Source organism: Streptomyces sp. P6-2-1, from assembly GCF_050613165.1.
Lineage (GTDB): Bacteria > Actinomycetota > Actinomycetes > Streptomycetales > Streptomycetaceae > Streptomyces.
In genome coordinates this window covers 2,914,344-2,934,250 of sequence record NZ_CP192513.1, presented here as the reverse complement: position 1 = coordinate 2,934,250, position 19,907 = coordinate 2,914,344, and the positions used below count along the sequence as shown (strand labels likewise).

The 19,907-nt window shown below is 74.5% G+C and carries 17 protein-coding genes; 8 read left to right on the top strand and 9 right to left on the bottom strand.

Translation table 11 applies throughout. The features are described from left to right. Nucleotides 1–41 precede the first annotated feature (41 nt). Nucleotides 42–542 (top strand): SCO4402 family protein, encoded by a 501-nt coding sequence (locus ACQYWQ_RS12635; protein WP_431039167.1) that lies wholly within the window; start codon nt 42–44, stop codon nt 540–542. 240 nt (nt 543–782) lie between these two features. Further along, nucleotides 783–1,700, top strand: a complete 918-nt coding sequence (purU, locus tag ACQYWQ_RS12630; RefSeq protein WP_431034549.1) for a formyltetrahydrofolate deformylase — start codon at nt 783–785, stop codon at nt 1,698–1,700. A 196-nt stretch (nt 1,701–1,896) separates the two neighbouring features. Here the strand turns inward: purU and ACQYWQ_RS12625 are convergent, their stop codons facing one another. Both ACQYWQ_RS12625 and ACQYWQ_RS12620 read right to left on the bottom strand, forming a co-directional pair. After that, nucleotides 1,897–3,081, bottom strand: coding sequence for a maleylpyruvate isomerase N-terminal domain-containing protein (locus ACQYWQ_RS12625; protein ID WP_431034548.1), 1,185 nt, complete (start codon nt 3,079–3,081; stop codon nt 1,897–1,899). Nucleotides 3,082–3,473: 392 nt separating this feature from the next. Further along, nucleotides 3,474–4,055, bottom strand: coding sequence for a sigma-70 family RNA polymerase sigma factor (locus ACQYWQ_RS12620; RefSeq protein WP_431034546.1), 582 nt, complete (start codon nt 4,053–4,055; stop codon nt 3,474–3,476). Between the two features lie 400 nt (nt 4,056–4,455). Between ACQYWQ_RS12620 and ACQYWQ_RS12615 the strand changes: the two genes are divergently transcribed. Further along, complete coding sequence (locus ACQYWQ_RS12615) at nt 4,456–4,830, top strand: STAS domain-containing protein (protein WP_431034545.1); 375 nt, start codon at nt 4,456–4,458, stop codon at nt 4,828–4,830. 416 nt (nt 4,831–5,246) lie between these two features. Then, nucleotides 5,247–5,714: an ATP-binding protein gene (locus tag ACQYWQ_RS12610; protein ID WP_431034543.1), complete on the top strand. Its 468-nt coding sequence runs from the start codon at nt 5,247–5,249 to the stop codon at nt 5,712–5,714. On the opposite strand, the gene ACQYWQ_RS12605 is transcribed toward ACQYWQ_RS12610, so the two are convergent. Next, on the bottom strand, nt 5,645–6,865 hold the full coding sequence (locus ACQYWQ_RS12605) for a GlxA family transcriptional regulator (RefSeq protein WP_431034541.1): 1,221 nt from the start codon (nt 6,863–6,865) through the stop codon (nt 5,645–5,647). The two genes, ACQYWQ_RS12610 and ACQYWQ_RS12605, sit on opposite strands and share 70 nt — an antisense overlap. 70 nt (nt 6,866–6,935) lie before the next feature. Here ACQYWQ_RS12605 and ACQYWQ_RS12600 point away from each other — a divergent pair, with 70 nt between their 5' ends. Continuing rightward, a complete protein-coding gene (locus tag ACQYWQ_RS12600; RefSeq protein WP_431034540.1) occupies nt 6,936–8,216 on the top strand; it encodes an MFS transporter in 1,281 nt (426 codons plus the stop codon). Between the two features lie 150 nt (nt 8,217–8,366). Here ACQYWQ_RS12600 and ACQYWQ_RS12595 read toward each other — a convergent pair whose 3' ends face one another. Next, nucleotides 8,367–9,890: a flavin monoamine oxidase family protein gene (locus ACQYWQ_RS12595; protein ID WP_431039166.1), complete on the bottom strand. Its 1,524-nt coding sequence runs from the start codon at nt 9,888–9,890 to the stop codon at nt 8,367–8,369. Between the two features lie 243 nt (nt 9,891–10,133). After that, nucleotides 10,134–11,288: a flavin-containing monooxygenase gene (locus ACQYWQ_RS12590; protein ID WP_431034538.1), complete on the bottom strand. Its 1,155-nt coding sequence runs from the start codon at nt 11,286–11,288 to the stop codon at nt 10,134–10,136. A gap of 91 nt (nt 11,289–11,379) precedes the next feature. Between ACQYWQ_RS12590 and ACQYWQ_RS12585 the strand changes: the two genes are divergently transcribed. Then, entirely contained in the window at nt 11,380–12,237 is an 858-nt protein-coding gene (locus ACQYWQ_RS12585) for a GNAT family N-acetyltransferase (RefSeq protein ID WP_431034536.1), read from the top strand. 142 nt (nt 12,238–12,379) lie between these two features. On the opposite strand, the gene ACQYWQ_RS12580 is transcribed toward ACQYWQ_RS12585, so the two are convergent. Further along, nucleotides 12,380–13,084: a pyridoxine/pyridoxamine 5'-phosphate oxidase gene (locus tag ACQYWQ_RS12580; RefSeq protein ID WP_431034535.1), complete on the bottom strand. Its 705-nt coding sequence runs from the start codon at nt 13,082–13,084 to the stop codon at nt 12,380–12,382. A gap of 1,040 nt (nt 13,085–14,124) precedes the next feature. Then, nucleotides 14,125–14,772, bottom strand: a complete 648-nt coding sequence (locus tag ACQYWQ_RS12575) for a TetR family transcriptional regulator (protein WP_431034534.1) — start codon at nt 14,770–14,772, stop codon at nt 14,125–14,127. A 273-nt stretch (nt 14,773–15,045) separates the two neighbouring features. On the opposite strand from ACQYWQ_RS12575, the gene ACQYWQ_RS12570 reads away from it, so the two are divergent. Together ACQYWQ_RS12570 and ACQYWQ_RS12565 are read left to right on the top strand one after the other, a co-directional pair. After that, nucleotides 15,046–15,810, top strand: coding sequence for a VOC family protein (locus ACQYWQ_RS12570; RefSeq protein ID WP_431034532.1), 765 nt, complete (start codon nt 15,046–15,048; stop codon nt 15,808–15,810). A gap of 169 nt (nt 15,811–15,979) precedes the next feature. Next, nucleotides 15,980–18,319, top strand: a complete 2,340-nt coding sequence (locus tag ACQYWQ_RS12565) for a PQQ-binding-like beta-propeller repeat protein (RefSeq protein ID WP_431034531.1) — start codon at nt 15,980–15,982, stop codon at nt 18,317–18,319. Nucleotides 18,320–18,331: 12 nt separating this feature from the next. Here ACQYWQ_RS12565 and ACQYWQ_RS12560 read toward each other — a convergent pair whose 3' ends face one another. Next, nucleotides 18,332–19,024 carry a hypothetical protein gene (locus tag ACQYWQ_RS12560; protein WP_431034530.1) on the bottom strand — a complete coding sequence of 231 codons (693 nt, stop codon included), beginning with the start codon at nt 19,022–19,024 and terminating at the stop codon, nt 18,332–18,334. Between the two features lie 368 nt (nt 19,025–19,392). Continuing rightward, nucleotides 19,393–19,620: a hypothetical protein gene (locus tag ACQYWQ_RS12555; protein WP_431034528.1), complete on the bottom strand. Its 228-nt coding sequence runs from the start codon at nt 19,618–19,620 to the stop codon at nt 19,393–19,395. Between the last annotated feature and the right edge of the window lie 287 nt (nt 19,621–19,907).

The window sequence follows — 19,907 nt, the reverse complement described above, 5'->3', positions numbered from 1 at the left end:
GGGGGACCGGTACGGCGCGTTCCGGGCGGAACGTACGATCACTGACCGTGCAAAGCCCGGAGAACCCTTCACACCGCAGCCGCCGCTCCTCCAGCATGGGGGGCATGCCACTCAACGACATGCCGTGGTGGCGCTGGCGCAGCACCGTGCGTTCCGCGCTGCACATGCTCTCCGACCCGGCGTTCCAGCAGGAGTACTGGCTCGCGGGCCGCGAGGAGTACGGGGACGTGACCGACGCCGTGTACCGCCTCGTCGAGGACACCTGGCTCGACAACTGGCCCGCCGAGCGCTACCTGGGCTCGGTCTTCCGCGACAGCGAGGAGACGACGCTCGTCGACGCCGCCGTGCTGCGCGTGCTGCGCATCCTGCACCAGGTCGGCCCCGACGCCCCCGCCGCCACCTACCTCCAGCACCCCGACTGGCCCGAGGCCCTCGCCGCCTGCCGCGCCGCCCACGTCCGCCTCGCCCTCGCCGACGGCGACGACCCCGACCAGCCCCCGCGCACCCTGAGCGAACTGCGCACCCTCCTGCGGACCGCCTGAGGCGACGGGCGGCCCGCGAGGCCGGTGGGGGGCGAGCGGTGAGCGGGGCGCGCGGTACGGGGCCGCCGCCCCCCGGCCCTACGGGCCCGCCGCCCCGTCCGTACGGACGCGCCTCGGCCGTGCGGACGCGTACGGCCTTTAACGGCCTTTAACGGCCCGTACGAAGCTCCCGCCCGCTCCCGGTCCCGCGTGCCGGACAGCGCGCCCCCGTACCCCCTCCGGTGTGGGACCCTGGCGGGCATGACTGAGCAGCCCGCACCGGTCGCCGGCTCCGCCGCCCCGGCCGCACCCACCTCCAGTTACGTGCTGACGCTGTCCTGCCCCGACAAGCAGGGGATCGTGCACGCCGTCTCCAGCTTCCTCTTCATGACCGGCGGGAACATCGAGGACAGTCAGCAGTTCGGGGACGCGGACACGGGGCTGTTCTTCATGCGCGTCGGCTTCTCGGTGGACGCGGCGGGGCAGGACGGTGAGGCGGCCGGGCTCGACAAGCTGCGCGCGAGCTTCGCCGCGATCGGCGAGGCGTTCCGGATGGACTGGCAGATCCACCGGGCGGGGGAGCGGATGCGGGTCGCGATCCTGGTGAGCAGGTTCGGCCACTGCCTCAACGACCTGCTCTTCCGCTCCCGCAGCGGCGCGCTCCCCGTCGAGATCGCCGCCGTCGTCTCGAACCACACCGACTTCCGCGGGCTGACCGCGAGTTACGGCGTGCCCTTCCACCACATCCCCGTCCCCAAGGACGGCAAGGCGGAGGCGGAGCGGCGCTTCCTTGACCTCGTCGCCGAGGAGGACATCGAACTCGTCGTGCTCGCCCGCTACATGCAGGTGCTCTCGGACGACCTGTGCAAGCGGCTGAGCGGCCGGATCATCAACATCCACCACTCCTTCCTGCCGAGCTTCAAGGGTGCCAAGCCCTACCACCAGGCGCATGCCAGGGGCGTGAAGCTCATCGGCGCGACAGCGCACTACGTGACCGCCGACCTCGACGAGGGCCCGATCATCGAGCAGGAGGTCGAGCGCGTCACGCACGCGGCGACCCCCGCCCAGCTCGTCGCCACGGGCCGCGACGTCGAGTGCCAGGCGCTCGCGCGCGCGGTCAAGTGGCACGCCGAGCACCGCATCCTGCTCAACGGGCGCCGCACAGTCGTCTTCGCCTGAGTGGAGCCCGACGGGACCGGGCCCGCCGGGGGCGGATCGGGCCCGGGCGGGGCGGATCGGGCCCGGGCGGGGCGAGGCGGGGCCGATGCGGGAGATGCGTGCCGCGCCCGGCGGCCGGGTTGCTCCGCCCGGCGGCCGGGTTGCTCCGCCCGGCGGCCGGGCCGCTCCGCCCGGCGGCCGGGCCGCTCCGCCGGTCCTACAGCCTGCTCAGCGCCGCCGTCGCCCGCAGCACGCGCAGGATCGTCCCCCGGTCCCCCTCCTGCCCGAGCGCCGCGCTCTCCGGGGCCAGGCGCCCGGCGGCCAGCTCGCAGAACTCGACGCCGTCGAGCCGCACTTCGGCCACGTCCTCGTACGGGCCCGCCGCGTCGTCCGCCTTCGGATCGACGCCGATCCGCCAGACCCCGCCGCCGGGTCCCTCTATCTCCAGGCGGAGCGTCCCGCGTACGCCGGAGGGGGTGTCCGCTTCCTGCGGCGGAAACGCGGCGAGTGTCTGCGGGACCAGGCGGGTCGCGAGGTCGATGAGCCGCCGCAGGTGCGGGCCCACGGGGGCCTCGTACGGGTACGAGACCGCGGTCGCGATGTCCCAGGCGTGCATCCACGTCTCGAAGGCCCGCTCCAGGAGGGCATCGCGCAACGGGAGCGAGAAGCCGCCGTACGGGACGGGGGAGCGGCCCGAGCCGAGGCCCTCGCCGTCCGTGAAGCCGACCGTGCGCACGAGCGCGTGCGTCTGCTCGCGCCACGGCACGTGCGCGGCACGGGTCGGCGGGGCGCCGAGCGCGGCCCAGTACCGCTCGGTGCGTTCCTCCGGCGGGACGGGCATCCCCGGCGCGTGCGCGCCGAGCGGCTCCGGCAGGCCGATCGCCGTGGCGACCAGACCGTCGACGGCGAGCAGGTGCGCGATGACCCCGGCGACGGTCGTCCGCCGCCCCGCAGGCCCTTCGGGCGTCCACCAGCGCAGCCGGACAGGGGCGTGCCAGTCGGCGTCCCCGAGGCTCTGGAGCAGGGCGTCGAGCCGGGCCGTCTCGGTGTCGTACGGCTCCGCCCAGACCGGGAGGGGGACGCGCGCGGGCCGCCGCTCCAGGCAGCGCGCGAGCACGCGGGCGCGCAGCGAGGGATCGAGGTCGAGCGGTTCCTGCGGGTGCAGCAGCCCCACCGCGTCCCGCAGCCGCAGCGCCTCGTCGGCACAGGACCCGCACACCCCGAGATGCGTCTCGACGGCGAGCGCCTCCTTCGCCGAGCACGCGGCGAGCGCCCACGCCCCGAGCAGCGACCGCAACAGCCGGTGATCCCCGAGCAGCGGATCGATCCCGGAGACCCCGAAGGAGGTGTACGTGACGAAGGCGGGCCCCGCACCGCCGTCCCCTTCCCTTTCCGCGCCCATGTCCCGGTCCTCACCCATACCGCCCGCCTGCCCACCGTCGCCGGCGTCCACGCCGGGCGCGGCGGACCCGGACCCCGCGGCGGCCCCAGCGGCCCGCGAGCCGGTCAGGGGCGCGCGGGCCGCGCCCAGGGGAGCGGCGGCCGTACGGGGGCCGCCGCCCTCGGCCGGAGCGCCGGGAGCGGCGCATTCGCCGGCGCATTCGCCCCGGCCCGCGCCGGTCGCCCCGCCTCCCGTGGCCCCGCCTCCCGTCGCCCCGCCTCCCGTGGCCCCGCCTCCCGTCGCCTCGCCGTCCCGTCGTCCGCCCGCGCGGTCCCGTTGCCCGCCCGCGCGCTCCCTTCGCCCGGCCCCCCGGTCCCGCGCGCTCCCGCCCTGCCGCTTCGCCGCGCGCCCGGTCACCTGGGGGGCTCCCCCGCGTCCGGGAGGGGGAGGTCGTGGGCGGTGGAGAGGAGCTGGAGGCCCAGGCGGAGCCGACGGCGGGCCTCCTCCTCGGTGATGCCGAGGTCGGCGGCGGTCTGGCGGTAGTTCCTGCGGTGGGCGTACGCCTGGTCGATCGCCTCGCGCAGCGGGCGCGGCATCGCGCGTGCGATGTAGTCGGCGCGCGCGGCGGCCGCGGCACGGTGGATACGGGTCTCGGCCGCCTCCGCGCGGGCCAGCCCCTCCCGCGTACCGGCCTCCGCGCCGAGCAGCGCCTCCGACTCGGACTGCCGCAGCCGCCGTACGGCCTCGACGCGGGCCAGCGCCGCGAGGTGCGAGCGGAGCGGCTCGCGCGCCGGCTCGTACCGCTCGGGCGCCTCCCACACCCGGGCGAAGACGTCATGCGTGACCTGCGCGGCCGCCTGGTCGTCACCGAGGACGCGGCGGGCGAGGCCGTGCACGAGCGGCGCGAAGCGGTCGTACAGCTCGCCGAGCGCCGCCGCCTCCCCGCGTTCGAGCCGCTGCCGCAGTCGCGCGTCGCGGCGGCGTGCCTCCTCCATCGGCCGAAGACCCCCTGGCTGTCCGGGCGCGCCCCCGCTCGCACCGCTGTTCAGGCCATCATCCCCTCCCGCGCCCCGAATGTAAGGGCCCCCCGTGCTTCCCTGCGCTTCTTTACGGCAATGTGCGCCCTCTGCGAGCCTGGAGGTGGTAAAGGGCGGACGAATTGCCCGGTTCACCCCCGCACGTGACAGAAGCGGGGAAGTCCGATGAACCAGGCCCCCGCTCCGTGCGTCCTTCACAGGGGGTGCGGGGGCGCAGGGGGGCGCGTGGCGGAAGTGTGACGGCGTACACGGCGGTTTCGGGGAAGGTCCTCGGGGTAGCGGCGGGTTCACCGAAGAGCAGAAGCGGAACGGGAGCTTCCGGAGCGCGGAGGCGGAAGTCGAGCGGAAGGCGTAGGACGTGGAATTCCAGGTCACCGACGAGGAGCGGGACGGCTGGGCCGTGCTGCGCGTCGCGGGAGAGATGGATCTCGTCTCCTCGCCGGCCGTCAGGCAGCGGGTGCACGAGGCGGTGGCGCGGGGACGGCACAGTGTCGTGCTCGACCTGTCCGAGGTGCACTTCTGCGATTCGAGCGGGGTGGGTGTGCTCATCGCCGCGCGGCGGCTCATGCGCTCCTGTCACGGGCGGTTGCGGATCGTGCTGCCCGCGCGAGGCGCGGAGGAGGGGTCGCACGTGAACCGGGTCCTCTCCGCGCTGGGCGTGCGCCGGCTCTTCGAGGTGTACCCGGACGTGGGCTCGGCGCTCCTGGAGGACATGAGCCCGCTCTCGGCGTGAACCCGCGGGGCTCCGTGCCGGGGCCTCGCGGGCCCGTGCGCGAGAGGGGCCGCGTCACCTGGTGAACACGTGCGCGCTTCGGGGCGCTGTCCTGCGGGGATGGCCCCGGGGTGCTCACCGTGTGTTGTCGCGGGGTGGCTTCGGGTGGCCGCTCCGGTACCTTCTGTGCAATGCGAGTGGTACGGGGTTCCCTGGGGGGCCGAGCAGGGCGGATGGATACGCCGGGCTGTTCGACTCCCCGCGCAGTGCGTCGCACAGTATGCCTCAGACGTACTCCTTCGCGCGGGAATATGCCCGAAGCGCTTGTTGGGGTGACAGAACGTCAACCATGCTGTCTCTCCCCGGGATCACGGTCGGTGATCCACAGTGCACAGCGGCGGCGGACCCCGCGTCCGCCGGTTCGGATGGTGTGAGCGGTGCAGGTGCTACAGGTGCAGCTCGAAATCGGTCCCGATCCCGCCGAGGTGGGCCGTGCCCGCAGGTGGGTGCGCTCCCGGCTCGCCGGCTCGGGCATAGGAGCGGACGAGCCGGTCGCCGAGACCCTCGTACTGCTCGTCTCCGAACTCGTCACGAACGCCGTCGTGCACACAGGGCGGCCCGCGCTGCTCCGCATGTGCCTGCCGGACATCCCGCGGCCCGCGGTCAGTACGGTACGGGTCGAGGTCTGCGACGAGTCGACGCGCGCCCCGCAGCCGCGGCACGCCGCCGAGGCGGACACCCACGGCCGCGGCCTGGAACTCGTCGAGTGCCTCGCCGACCGCTGGGGCTGGAGCCCGGCGCGGGCCGGGAAGAGCATCTGGTGCGAGGTGGACCGTCAGGCCCCCGCCGCCTGTCTGCTCGCGGCCCGCGCGCTGTCCACAGGCTGTGGGCGCTCCTCGGCCTGAGCGGCACCGCGCCCGCCGCCCGGCCCCCTGCGGCCCGCGCTCCCGGGGCCGCCGCTCCCGGGGCCGCCGCCTCTGCCGCCCGGGCCTCTGCCGCCCGCGCCCCCGGCGTTCCCGCCCCCGGCAGCCCCGCCCCCCGCGTGCCCGGTCCCGGTGCTCCCGCCCCCGCCGCCCCGGAAGGTGCGGCGGTACGCGGTCGGGGTGACGCCGAGCGTGGCACGCAGGTGCTGGCGCAGTGACTGCGCACTGCCGAACCCGCAGGTCTCCGCGACCCGTTCCATCGGCAGCGCGGTCGTCTCCAGGAGGTAGCGGGCCTGCTCGACGCGCTGCCTGGTCAGCCACGCGCCCGGGCTCTCGCCCGTCTCCTCGCGGAAACGGCGCGTGAAGGTGCGTACCGACATCGCGGCCTCGGCGGCGAGCCGGTGCAGGGGCAGCGGTTCGTGCAGCCGCTCCAGGGCCCAGGCGCGGGCCGGGGCCGTCGAATCGCCGTGCTCGGCGGGCACGGGCCGCTCGATGAACTGCGCCTGCCCGCCCTCGCGGTAGGGCGGTACGACGGTGTGCCTGGCGACTTCGGCGGCGACGGCGGCGCCGTGGTCGCGGCGTACGACGTGCAGGCACAGGTCGATCCCCGCGGCCACGCCCGCCGAGGTGAGCACGTCCCCGTCGTCGACGAAGAGGACGTCCGGGTCGACGGCGACGCGCGGGAAAAGGCGCTGGAAGCGCGCCACCGACGTCCAGTGGGTGGCGGCGGGACGGCCGTCGAGCACCCCGGCGGCCGCGAGCACGAAGCTGCCCGTGCAGATCGACATGAGACGCGTCCCCGGACGTATCAGCCCGAGCACGGTGGCGAGTTCGGGCGTGAGGCGGCCCTCCTCGTGGACCGGGCCCAGCTCGTAGCTCGCGGGGATCAGCACGGTGTCGGCGCTCGCGAGGACCTCGGGCCCGTTCGCGACCATGATCGCGAAGTCGGCCTCGGCCCGCACCGGGCCCGGCGGGCGCGCCGAACACGTCACGACCTCGTAGAGCGGGGCACCGCTCCTGTCCTTCGCGCGCCCGAAGATCCGCTGCGGGATGCCGAGTTCGAAGGGAAGGACGCCGTCCAGGGCGAGGACGACGACACGGTGGGGGCGGGGGCTCCCCGCGGTCCTGCGCATGGCCCGATCCTAGCGAAGCGTGTCCTTCGGGCCAATGGTGGCGGGTGCGCGCGCACGCGAGGCTGACCGCATGACGCAGACAGAGGACCTCGCGCCGCCCCCGTCGCCCGCCACGTCGCCGCGGATGCACCGCGCGTGGTGGGTCGCCGTGGTCACCTTCGTGACGATCGTCGGCGCGGGCGCCTTCATGTCGGTCCCCGGGCTGCTCATCGACCCGCTGCACGGCGAGTTCGGGTGGTCGCGCGGGACGATCGGCTTCGCCGTCTCGGTCAACCTCGCGCTGTACGGGCTGACGGCGCCGTTCGCCGCCGCGCTCATGGACCGCTTCGGCATCCGCAGGGTCGTGGCGCTCGCGCTGCTCGTCATCGCGGCCGGTTCGGCGCTCACCGTCACGATGACGACCTCGTGGCAGCTCATCCTGTACTGGGGCGTGCTGGTCGGTCTCGGCAGCGGCTCGATGGCGCTCGCCTTCGCGGCGACCGTCACCAACCGCTGGTTCGTCGCGCGGCGCGGCCTCGTCACGGGCATCCTCACGGCGGCGGGGGCATCGGGCCAGCTCGTCTTCCTGCCCCTCCTCTCCTGGATGATCGAGCACCACGGCTGGCGCCCGGCCTCGATCACGGTGGCGCTCACGGCGGCCGCCGTCGTCCCGCTCGTGTGGCTCCTGCTGCGCGACCACCCGGCGGACGTGGGGCTCTCGCCGTACGGGGCCGGGACGTTCGTACCGAAGCCGCCGCCCGCGACGGGAGCGGCGCGGCGCGCCGTGACAATCCTCGTACGGGCCGCCCGCACGGGCCCGTTCTGGCTGCTCGCGGGGTCCTTCGCGATCTGCGGCGCCTCGACGAACGGCCTCGTCAAGACCCACTTCGTCCCCGCCGCGCACGATCACGGGATGCCGGTGACGGGCGCCGCCTCGCTCCTCGCCGTGATCGGCGTCTTCGACGTCGTCGGCACGGTGGCGTCCGGCTGGCTCAGCGACCGCTTCCCCGCCCGCCGCCTCCTCGCCGTCTACTACGCGCTGCGCGGACTGTCCCTCCTGTTCCTCCCGCTCCTGCTGCGCGCCTGGGACGAACCGCCGATGCTCCTCTTCATCGTCTTCTACGGCCTCGACTGGGTCGCCACGGTCCCCCCGACGGTCGCCCTGTGCCGTGAGTACTACGGCGAGGACAGCGCCATCGTCTTCGGCTGGGTGCTGGCCGCGCACCAGCTGGGGGCGGCGCTGGTGGCGTGGCTGGGCGGAGTCGCGCGCGACACGTTCGGCTCGTACGACGTGGTGTGGCTCGCGTCGGGGGGCCTGTGCGCGGGGGCGGCGCTGATGGTCCTGGCCCTGCGCGCGACCGCACGGGAGTGATCCCGCGCGGGGGTGGCCCCGCGCGGGGGTGGCCGCGCGCGAGGGTGGCCGCGCACGGGAGTGATCCCGCACGGGAGTGACCGCCCCCGCGCCTGCGCGGAGCCGCCCCGAGGCCCTGCCCAGGGGGCTCCGCGCAGGCGTGGGCGACCGTCAAAGGGCGGCGGTCACTTCCCGCGCCGCCCGCTCCCCGGAGCGCACCGCCCCGTCCATGTAACCGTGCCAGTACGTCGAGGTCTCCGTGCCCGCCCAGTGGATGCCGTCCACCGGCTTCCGGATGGCCGCTCCGTGCTGGGTGAGGACGCCGGGCCCGGCGACAGCGACCGGGCCGCCGCGGCTGAACTCCTCGTTGTTCCAGCGCTGGACGACGAAGGCGGTCGGCTCGGCGGCCTTGTCGCCGAAGTAGTTGACGTAGTCCTTCAGGACCGCCGTGCGGATCGCGTCCTCGCCCGCCGCGTCGAGCGCCCGCATCTCGTCGGACTCGATGAAGCCCATGAGCGCCCCGTACGAGGCGTCCTCGGGCGAGTTGTCGAAGGTCGAGCGGACCGTGCCCGCGTCCGAGACGACCTGGCCGTTGAGGCCGTCCGCGCGCCAGAACGGCGTGTCGTAGACCGCGATGGCCTTGCCGATCGAGCCCATCGGGAGCTTCTGCGTGAGCTGGTCGCGCACGGCGGGGAGCAGCGGGCTGAAGCGGATGCGGCCGGCGAGCGCGGGCGGCACCGCGACGATCACGCGCTTCGCGTTCACCGTCACGCCGTCCGCCGTCACGACGTACCCGGAGCCCGCGCGCGCGATCTCCCGTACGGGCGCGGAGAGCACGACCCGGTCGCCGAGCGCCTCCGCGACCTTCAGCGGCACCTGCTGCGAACCGCCCGTGAACCGCGTCGCCTGCGCGCCGTCCGCCGTCTCGGTGAGCCGCTCCAGCGTGCCCGGGTGCGATTCGTCACCGGCGGCGGCGATGTAGAAGAGCACGAACAGGAGCGAGAGGTCCCGGGGTTGGGCCGAGAAGATGCTCGTGCACGCCACGTCCATGAGGAACTTCGCCGACGGGATCACCGCGTTGAGCCTGAGCCACGACTCGAAGGTCTGCGCGTCCCACTCCGCCGCCTTCGGCGCGGTCCACGGCGCGTCGACCGGGACCTTCTTCGCCATGTCGTTCAACAGGGCTTGTACGGCGGCGGCGTTGGCGAGCCCGGCCACATCGATCGGCGGGACCGCGCCGAGCAGCCCGTCCGTCGCGTACGGGGTGCGCCTGCCGCCCTTGTAGAGCAGGTTCTTGCCCGAGTTGTACGTGGCGAAGGTGCCGACGCCGACCTCGTCCGCGAGCGCCTTGACGCGGTTCTGCGTCGGCCCGATGAACTCCGCGCCGCCCTCGGACATCCCGCCGTTCGGCAGCTTCAGGTTCAGTACGCGCCCACCGACCCGGTCCCGCGCCTCCAGCACCACGACGCTCCTGCCCGCGGCGACGAGCCGCCGCGCCGCCGTCAGGCCCGCGAGCCCCGCGCCGACCACGACGACATCCGCGTCGCGGGCCGCCTTCCCCGCCGCGTCCGCCGCCCGCCGTGGCGCCGCCTGCGCAGCCCCCGGAACCGCGAGCAGTGCCCCGCCCGCGCCGAGCGCCGCCGCGCCCCCGAAGAGCGCGCGCCGCCGCGACAGCCCGCGCCCCTCCACGTCCACGTCCTTGCCGTTTCCGCCGTTCCTGCTGCGGTCCACTGCCACGTGCCTCGTCCTCCGTCGTTCTTACGGGAATACGTACGAACTGGTGGTGCGGTGGTGCGGTCGTGCCGTGGTCGGTCGTGCGGTGGTGCGGTGGTGCCGTGGTGCCGTGGTGGTGTTTTGCGGCGGTGCTGTGCGGTGGTGCTGTGCGGTGGGGCGTGGGGGTGCCGCGGTGTCCGAACGGCCCGGACGACAGCCGTCGGCTCAGCGGGATGTGGCGATCCTCGACGCGATGCGCTCGGCATCCAGGGCCATTTCGCGGAACATGCCGCTGATCGGGTTGGTGTAGCCGGTGAAGTAGAGCCCGGGCGCGTGCTTCGCCGCGCGGGAACCGTGCGTGCGGGGACGCCCGTTGTCGTCGAGCACCCCGAGGTGGCCGACGAGCGGTTCGAGGCCGCGCCGGTAGCCGGTCGCCGCGACGACAGCGTCGGGGCGTACCCGCGAGCCGTCCGCGAGCACGACGTCCCCGTCCGCGAACTCCTCGACGGCGGCGACGGGTTCGACCCTGCCCGCGCGCACCGCGGCGACGAGCCCGACATCCTGCACGGGGATCGCGCCCTGGCGCGCCCGCGTGTAGAGCCCTCCGCTGGGGCGCGCGAGCCCCTTGTCGCTCAGATCGGGCACGGAGAGCCTGCACACCGGGTCGGCGAGCAGGTCGACGAGCTTGACGGGCAGGCGACGGATCAGGATGCCGGTCCGCTGCGCCGGCCAGCCGAGCGTCGAACGGCGCAGGATGTACGGGGGAGTCCGGATCGCGAGCCGTACGCGCGAGGCCCCGCCTTCGGCGAGGTCGACGGCTATCTCGGCCCCCGTGTTGCCGACCCCGACGACGAGGACGTCCTTGCCCCTGAACGGTTCGGCGTCGCGGTACGTACCGGCGTGCAGCAGCTCGCCCCCGTACGTGTCGAGACCGGCCCAGTCCGGTACGTACGGCGTGTGGTTGAAGCCCGTCGCGACGACGACCGCCCGGCCTTCGAGCACGCGCCCGCCCCCGGCGCGCAGCCGCCAGCCGCCGCCGTCGGGCAGCGCGTCGACGCGCTCGACCGCGACCCCGGTCAACACGTCCAGCTCGTGGAACTCGGCGTATTTCTCCAGGTACTTGACGACGTCGTCCCTGCCCACCCAGCGCCCGAAGCGGCGCGGCATGCGCAGCCCGGGGAGCGAGGAGAGCTTGCGGGTCGTGTGCAGGTGCAGGCGGTCGTAGTGCCCGCGCCAGGAGTTGCCGACCTTGTCGGCCTTCTCGACCACGACGGCGGGCACCCCGCGCCCGCGCAGCGCCGCGGCCACGGCGAGCCCGCCGGGCCCGGCCCCGACGACGTAGACGGGGGCGTGCGCTGCGGCGGTCGAGGCTTCGGGCATGTACCGGAGAGTAGTGTCCTGTGAGGCGGTTGTGACCCGTGATGCCACAAAACTGATTGCGAAAGGATCACGGCGGCCCGGACGATGAGCCATGACGACCGAGACCACCACCGCCTGGCGTCTTGTCCCTGACGCCGCCGCTTTCCTCGACCGCGCGGCGCCGCTGCTCCGCCGCATGTCCGCGGCACACACCGTGGTGCGGAGCGTGGCCTGCGACGTCCGCCGCGATCCGGCCCGTTACGGCACGCAGGCCCCGTGCTTCGCGACATACGAGGAAGCGGACGGCACCGTGCGCGGCCTCGCGCTGTGGACCCCGCCGTACGCCGTCCTCGCCGGGCCGCTGCCCGAGGGCGCGGGCGCGGAACTCGCCGAGACGTTCCACGGGGCGGGACTGCGGCCCGAGGGCGTTCTCACGAGCCCGGAGGCGGCGCAGGCGTACGCGCGACGCTGGCAGTCCCTCACCGGCACCCCTTTGCACCCGCGCCGCACCAACCGCCTCCACGCCCTCGGCACCCTCGCCCCGCACCGGCTCCCCGGCCGCGCGCGCCCGGCGACGGAGGCCGACTCCGGGCTTCTGACCGCGTGGTTCAGGTGCTTCACCACCGACATCGACGAGCGCCCGCCCTCGGACCCGGCGGCCTGGACGGCGGACATCCTCGCCAAGGGCACGTGCCTGCTGTGGGAGACCCCCGCGGGCACCCCCGTCGCGATGGCCGCGCGGACCCCGGCCGCCGACGGCAGCACCCGCGTCACGACGGTCTACACCCCGCCCGAGCACCGCCGCCACGGCTATGCGGCGGCCGTCACGACGGCGGTGACGGAGGACGCCCTCGCGGCCGGCTGCACGGAGATCCTCCTCAACACGGACGCCGCCAACCCGACGAGCAACGCGCTGTACCGGCGCCTGGGTTACGTGCCAGTGCGGGACTTCCAGTCGTACGTGGCATGACCAGGGCGGGGTGGGGCGTGGCAGGGCGGGGCCGGGCATGACAGGGCGTGGCCGGGCTGGGCCGGGCGTGGCAGGGCGTGGCAGGGCTGGGCCGGGCGTGGCAGGGCGTGGTTCCGGGCGTGAGGCGAGCGGCGTGCGGCCGTCACGGCCACAGCAGTTCCCGCACCCACCCGTCCGCCACCCGCGCGTACCGCACCCGTACGTGCCGCCGGGCCTGCTCGCCCTGGAAGAACTCGATCTCCTCCGGGTCGAGGTGGTACAGCGTCCAGTCGGGGGCGTCCGCGCGCGGCTCGTGCTGGGCGCGGGCCCAGGCGGCGTCGGCGGCCGTGCGGAGGGTCTCGGGGGAGGGGAGCGGCTCGCTCTGGTGGGCCGTGAGGGCGGCGGCGAGGGCGCCGGGGGAGTGGGCGTGGAGGTCGGCGAGGGCCTCGGCGTGCGGGGCGGGGGCGACACGGCCGCGGACGCGGACCTGGCGGCCGAGCACGGGCCAGTAGAGGCACAGGGCCGCGTGCGGGCGCTCGGCGAGCTGGCGGCCCTTGCGGCTGTGCGCGTGCGTCGCGAAGGAGAAGCCCGCTTCCTCGTCGGCGTCGTGGAGCATGACGATCCGGACGTCGGGGATGCCGTCGGCTCCTGCGGTCGCGAGCGACACCGTGTGCGGTTCGACGGCGCCCGCGTCGGCCGCCTCGGCGAACCACTGCCGGAAGAGCGGCAGCGGACGGCCGGGGACCTCGTCCGGGTCGAGCGCGGGGAGGGTGGTGCGGCGGGGGTCCCACACGCGCTGCTCGCGGAGCAGGGCGCGGAACGCTTCGGGGCCTGGGTCGACGGCGTCGTCGTGTGCGCTGGCGGACATGGCCCCGATTGTGCGGTACGACGGGCGGGATCGGCGGGGCGGGGGCGGGGCGGGGACGGGGGCAGGGGTGGCTGCGGGCGGGTGTGCTGTCCCGCTGCCGATGAGCCTGGCACGCGGGGGTGCGCGGGCGAGCCGTTTCGGCGTATCTGTGGATAACTTCGCGCAAGTCGTCACGGCGCTCACTCGCAAGGGTGAGCGGTTGTACGGGAACCCTGGAGTTGTCCACAGATGTGGGCGGGGAGGGGGGTGGGGGTGAGGGGGTGCGAAAGAATGGTGTTGGGGCCGCCCCCTGGGAGGGCGGGGGTGTGTCCGGAGTGGCTGTGCGGGTGCGGGAGCGCCGGAATGGTTGCGCCCGAAGCCGTATTCCCTGGAGCCGCTGCGTGCGGCCACCGCTGTGCCCGGTCACCGCCGCATGGGGCCCTGTGCCCGGAGCCGCTGTGCCCGGTCACCGCCGCGTCCGGCCACCGCTGTGCCCGGAGCCGTAGTGCCCGCAACCGGAAGTGTCCGGAACCGGAAGTGCCCGCAACGGGAAGGGCCCGGACCCGGAAGCGCCCGGAACCGGAGCGCCCGCAACGGGAAGGGCCCGGACCCGGAAGCGCCCGGAACCGGAGCGCCCGCAACGGGAAGGGCCCGCAACCGGCAGTGCTCGGAACCGCTGTGTCCCGCCGTCGAGCCCATAGCCGGAGTCTCCGCAGCCGCCGTCCCCGCAGTCGCCGAGCCCGTAGTCCGAGTCCCCGCAGCCCGCCGATCCCGCAGCCGCCCAGCTCCCGACGCACCCCGACCCCCGCACCCGAACCCGCTCTGTCGGCGGCCCTGCCACGGAGCCCTGACACGGTGCCCTGCCACGCGGCCCTGCATGCGGCCCTGTCACGGTGCCCTGCCGTGCGGCCCTGTCACGCGGCCCTGCCACGGAGCCCCGCCATGCCGCCCTGCCCTGCGGCCCGGCCGGTGGGTGTCGGCCGGTGGGTGTCGCGCGGCCGGTCAGGGTGGCCGTCTAGTACGGCCCGGCCGGGCGAGTCGCCCCGTGCGGTCGGTCGGCGTCAGCGGGTCGGCTTGCGGCCCGTGACGCCGAGGTAGACGAGTTGCGAGAGCGCGGGCCGGATCTCGGCCTGCTTGGCGCCCCAGGAGGTGAAGCCCTTCTGGTGCGAGGCGACACCGGCGAGCATCGTGACGAGCGCGCCCGCTGTCGCCGCCGGGCTCACGTCCTTGTCGACGCGGCCCTTCGCCTGGAGATCCTTGATCGCCGCCGCGAGCGAGGAATGCACGGAACCGAGGATCTTGACGCGCAGTTTGCTGAACCGCTTGTCGCCCTCGGCGGCGCCGAGATCGACGACGCGCAGCAGCGCCTCGTTCTTGCGCCACAGGTCCATGAAGGAGTCCACGAGGTCCTGTGCGGTCTGCCAACCCGTCTTTCCTGCCCAGCTGCGGCCCTCCAGGGAAACCGACAGTCCGGAACTCTCGCTCGCCAATTCATCGGCGAGTTCCAGGACAGCGCCTTCCACGTCGGGAAAGTACTGGTAGAAGGTGGCGGGAGAGGTGCCGGCCTTGCGGGCCACATCGATGACCTTCACATCGCGGTAGGGCGATGAGCTGAGCATCTCGCTGAGGCAGTCGAGCAGCTTCTGACGCGTCGCCTGCCCGCGCTCTCCGGCCACGCGGCCGTCGACGGTGCGTACGTGTGCTGTCATACCGTCAGCTTACCGAGAGCGGCGTGTCGCGCTATTCGGCCGAGTGCAAATGGGGAGCGGGCCCTGAATTGCGCGTCCTGCGCCCTCTCAATTCCCTTGCGGGATACGGGAGAAGGGCGGGTGACGTGATTTCCGGGGATCTTGGGCCGGAAATTCCTGCCAGCATTCGGAAGGCGTTTTGTCAGGGTCCACCAATCGGGTTCTCCCGGTCGGGATGCGGGATTCGGGAAAGGCGAATAGCGTGGACAGGAAGTGTGCCGGGAGGTGGTCGTCATGCCGGATTTCGCCGAGGGCGTGCCCTGCTGGGTGGACTGCGCGCTGCCGGACGCGGCCGCCGGGCGCCGCTTCTACGCGGCCCTGTTCGGCTGGACGTTCCGCGAGCCGCCGGGGGCCGGCGAGTCGTACGCGTACGTGGGCCCGCACCCCGTCGCCGGGCTCTACCGCAAGCCGGACGGGCGGCTGCCCACCGCCTGGACGGTCCACTTCGCGACCCCGGACGCCGCCCGGCTCACGGACCGGGCTGTCGCCGCGGGCGGTACGGGGATCAGCGGGCCCCAGGCCGTGGGGGAGCTGGGCGTGCGGGCGCTCGTCGCCGACCCGGACGGGGCGGTGTTCGGGCTGTGGCAGCCCGGCACGGACAAGGGCTTCAGGGAACTGACCGCGCCGGGCTCGTACGCGTGGAGCGAGGTGCGCACGCGCGACAGCGCGGCCGTCGACCCGTTCTACGAGCACGTCTTCCGGTACGTGGGGTACGACGTGCCGGGGACGAGCGGGGAGCGGCTGTGGTCGCCCGAGGAGGCCGGGCCCGGAGTCGACACGGCAGTTCTCGGCCGCGCCGTCCTGGAGGCAGGCGAGGTGCCCGACGAGCTGCCCGCGCACGTGCTGGTGCAGTTCAGGGTGGGCGACTGCGGGAAGGCTGTGGAGGCCGCGCGGGGGCTCGGGGGGAGGCTGCGCAGGGGGCCGCGGGAGACGGCGTACGGGGACTTCGCCGAGCTGGAGGACGACCAGGGAGCGGTCTTCGGGGTGGTGGCCGAGTAGCCCGTACCGCCGCGGCCGCATAGCCGAGGACACTCCGGGACGCCACCCCGGTTAGCCAGGGCGGGTTTCGGAAGGAACAATCAGGGGGCACCGTGTGGCGGTGCACCGGGGCGGGCGCTGCGCAGGTGCCGCGCTCGTGGTCCCGGACGGGGAGGCGGCTGAGGAAGAGATGGACCAGCTCACACAGCACGATCCGCGACGCATCGGGCAGTTCGAGGTCCTCGGAAGGCTCGGCGCGGGCGGCATGGGCCTCGTGTACATGGCGCGGTCCGCCTCGGGGCGGCGGGTCGCGATCAAGACGGTGCGCGCCGAACTCGCACAGGACCAGCTCTTCCGTGTGCGCTTCACGCGCGAGGTCGAGGCGGCCCGCGCCGTGTCCGGCTTCTACACGGCCGCCGTCGTCGACGCCGACCCGCGCGCCGCCGTGCCCTGGCTCGCGACCGCCTACGTACCCGCGCCCTCGCTCGAGGAGATCGTGAACGAGTGCGGACCGCTGCCCGCGAACGCGGTGCGCTGGCTCGCCGCGGGCATCGCCGAGGCCCTGGAATCGATCCACGGCGCCGGGCTCGTGCACCGCGACCTCAAACCGTCGAACGTCCTCGTCATGCACGACGGCCCCCGCGTCATCGACTTCGGCATCGCGTCCGGCGTCTCCAACACGCGCCTGACCATGACGAACGTCGCCGTCGGCACCCCCGCCTACATGTCACCGGAGCAGGCGAAGGACTCCCGCAGCGTCACGGGCGCGAGCGACATCTTCTCGCTCGGCTCCACGCTCGTCTTCGCCGCGACGGGCCACGCGCCCTTCCACGGCGCCAACCCCGTCGAGACGGTCTTCATGCTGCTGCGCGAAGGCCCGGACACCGAGGGCATGCCCGAGGAGCTGCAACCGCTCATCGAGTCGTGCATGGGCATGGAGGCGGCCATGCGCCCGAGCCCCGCGGACCTCCAGGCCTCCCTCTCGCCGCACCTCTTCGCCGCGGGCGCCGACGACAGCGGCACGGCATCGGCGTGGCTGCCGCGCCGCGCCGTCGAACTCATCGAGTCGAAGAGCAGGACGGGCATGGTCCCCGCGCCGCAGCCCGCACCGCCGCGCCGTCCTCCCGTACCGCCCCGGCCGCCCGTCGAGCCCGCGGTGCCGAACCAGCCCGGCAGGCACGCCGCCGAACCCGAGGTCATGCTGCCGGGCGCGCGCGTCCCCGTCCGCGAGGGCCCGCGCGTCGCCGAGGCGCGCGCGGCGGGCCAGGCGGAGCGCGAGGCGGGGCACGTCGCGCTCGCCTCGCGGTGGACACGCGAGTCCAATCGCCGCGCCCCGGTGGCCGCGCCGCCCACGACGGCCGCGACGGAACCGCGCCCCGGGGGCCCCGGGCAGCCGTGGCGGCCCTGGCGGTTCCGCATGTCCAACGACGTGTGGGGCACGCCCGTGCTCGCCGAGGACCTGGTCTACGTGACGTCCTTCGAGGTGCACGCGCTCGACGTCGCGACGGGCCGCCGCCGCTTCAAGACGCGCGACGTCGCCCTCGTCATGGCCGTCGACCAGGGCCGTATCCACGCCTCGGACGGCCCCGGCGTGCACGCGCTCGACGCGCGCACGGGCGCCGAGATCTGGCGCGCCGCCGCACCCGGCTGGGTCTACGGGCTCGCCGCGGGCCGCGGCACCGTGCTCACCGCGAGCCGGGGCGGCACCGTGCGCGGCTGGGACGCGGCGACAGGGGAGCGGCTGTGGGAGACCGCGGGGCTCCAGACCGACTTCGAGACGGCGGAGGCGGCGCCCATCCTGCACGAGGGCACCGCCTACCTGTGGCAGGACGCCAGGCTGCGCGCCGTCGACGCGCGCTCGGGCGCCGAACGCTGGTCGTACCCGGTCGGCGACGTCAGCGCCTGCGGCGGCGTGCCGCTGCGCATCACCCCGGCCGCCGACGGCAGCGTGTACGTGTGCGCGGGGACCCGCGTCCTGGCGATCGAGGCGCACGGTGGCAGGGTGCGCTGGCAGTTCGAGGCACCCGCCGTCTTCCTCAGCCCGCCCGCGTTCGCGCCCGGTCCCGCGGTCACGGGCGGCGGCGTGTACGTGGCGGACTACCACGGCGCGGTGTGGGCGCTCGACGCGGAGGACGGCCGCGACCGCTGGCGCATCGCGACCGAGGCCCGTTCCTCGGTCGACCCGGTACTCGTCGCCGGCGGCCTCGTCCACGTGGCATCGGGCAACGGCATGTACACCCTCAACGCCGTGCACGGCACGCCCGCGTGGCGTTTCCAGGCGGGCGGCGACATCGTCGGGGCCCCGGTCGCCTCGGGCGACCTGCTGCACTTCGGCTCGGCGGACAACTGCCTCTACACGCTGAGCGCTTCGGGCGGCCAGCTGCGCTGGAAGCTCCTCACGGGCGGCGCGGTGACCGGCTCCCCCGTCGTGCGCGGCGGCGTCGTCTACGCGTGCAGTGGCGACCGGTGCGTGTACGCGCTCGACGCGAAGGAGGGCACCGGGACGCAGTCCGCGCAGGGGCGCGGCTGAACCATGCCCCGGTCAGTCCTTCCCCGGCGCGGGGCGGATCGTCGGCAGGGGAGTGGTCGGCTCGGGCCCGGGGTCCCCGTACGGGCCGGGACGGCGCGCCCCGTACGGACCGCCCGCGCCGCCCTGGTCGTACGGACCGCTCGCGCCGCCCTGGCCGTACGAGGTGGGCGCGCCGCCCTGGCCGTACGAGGCGGGGGTGCGCCAGTCGTCCTCGTCGGGGCCGTCCTCGTACGCGGGCGGCGGCGGGGGCGGTACGGGAACGGGGGGCGGTGCGGGGACGTGGCGGGGGCGGCCGCTCATGACGGCGGCCGCGAGCAGCAGCAGGACACCGCCGGCCGCCGCGCCGCCCGCGCCGGTGCGCACCCCGGAGCCGTCGGCGGCGAGCGTGAGCGAGTCCCCGTTTGCCTGAGCGGCCCGTACCGCCCACAGCACCGTGCAGCCGAGCACGAGCACCCCGGCGAGCAGGACCGGGGTGCGCAGGCGCGCGAAGAGGCCGACGAGGGTCAGCACGGCCGCGAGGAGGAACGGCAGGAAGAGCGACCACAGCAGATTCGGGTGCGCCGCCGTGATGCCGCCGGGGACGAAGAGGTCGGGGAGCCGGTACTCGCGCCCGAGGCGCGAGGTGTACCAGGGCCGGAAGGGGCTCGCGACGGCGCCCGCGGCGCCGAGCACGGCGAGTACGCCACCGAGGACATTGCGGACCATGCCACGCCTCCCTGCCGGCCTTGGGGCTGGACAACTGCCCAGCTGTTCAGCCGTCTACCCGCGAGAGCGGGCGGCAGACGCGGGTTCCGGCCAACAGGGAAGAGCCGTAGGGGGTGCGCGTGGCGAGGTGGGGCGGGTGGGCATACGAGTGCACCGGCCGTGACGGTCTCCCCCGGTGGCCGTCACGGCCGGTGCGTTTCCCCCTTTTTCTTTCCCCCGGGCCCGCGACGACCCCCCAGCCGTCGCGGACCCCTGGTCCCCCTGTGCGTGGCGCACGTCCCCCGTACGCCCCCGTGGTCAGCGGGGACCCGCTCACCCGGCGTCCGTGCTCCCCCGCGTCCCCCGTGGGGACGGACGCCGGATGAAGATCACTTCTTCTCGTCGCCCTCGGGGCGGTCGAGTATCTTCGCCTCCGGGTCGGCGGGGCTGCCGGTGGCGTACGAGTCGCCGAGCGTGGTGACGTCGCCGTCCGTGGCGGGCTTCTTCGCCGCGGCGTCGGGGTCGGCGGGGCTGCCGGTCGCGTACGAGTCCTTGAGCGGCTTGATCGTGGGGCCCTTGGCCTGGTCGGCGGTCTCGGGCTGCTGGCTCTCTGCCATCGTGTCTGCTCTCCCTCTTCGACGGGGACGGTGGGTGCTTCCGCCCGCCCGGCCACTCCCCCGGTCGGAGGCCGAGCGGGCGGAAAACCGGGCGGCTCACCATACTCACGAGTCGTGCACGAGTGAGGAGCTGCCCGGAGCCGTGCCGTCTGCCCCCCGACGCGACGGAACGGTTGGAAGAAGCATGGCGCGCGGCGATAAACGAACGATGAACGCCTGACAGTCGCCGTGGCAGCTGCCACGACAGGGTGGCTGAGAGGCAGTCAGAATTTCCGCCACGCGTCTGC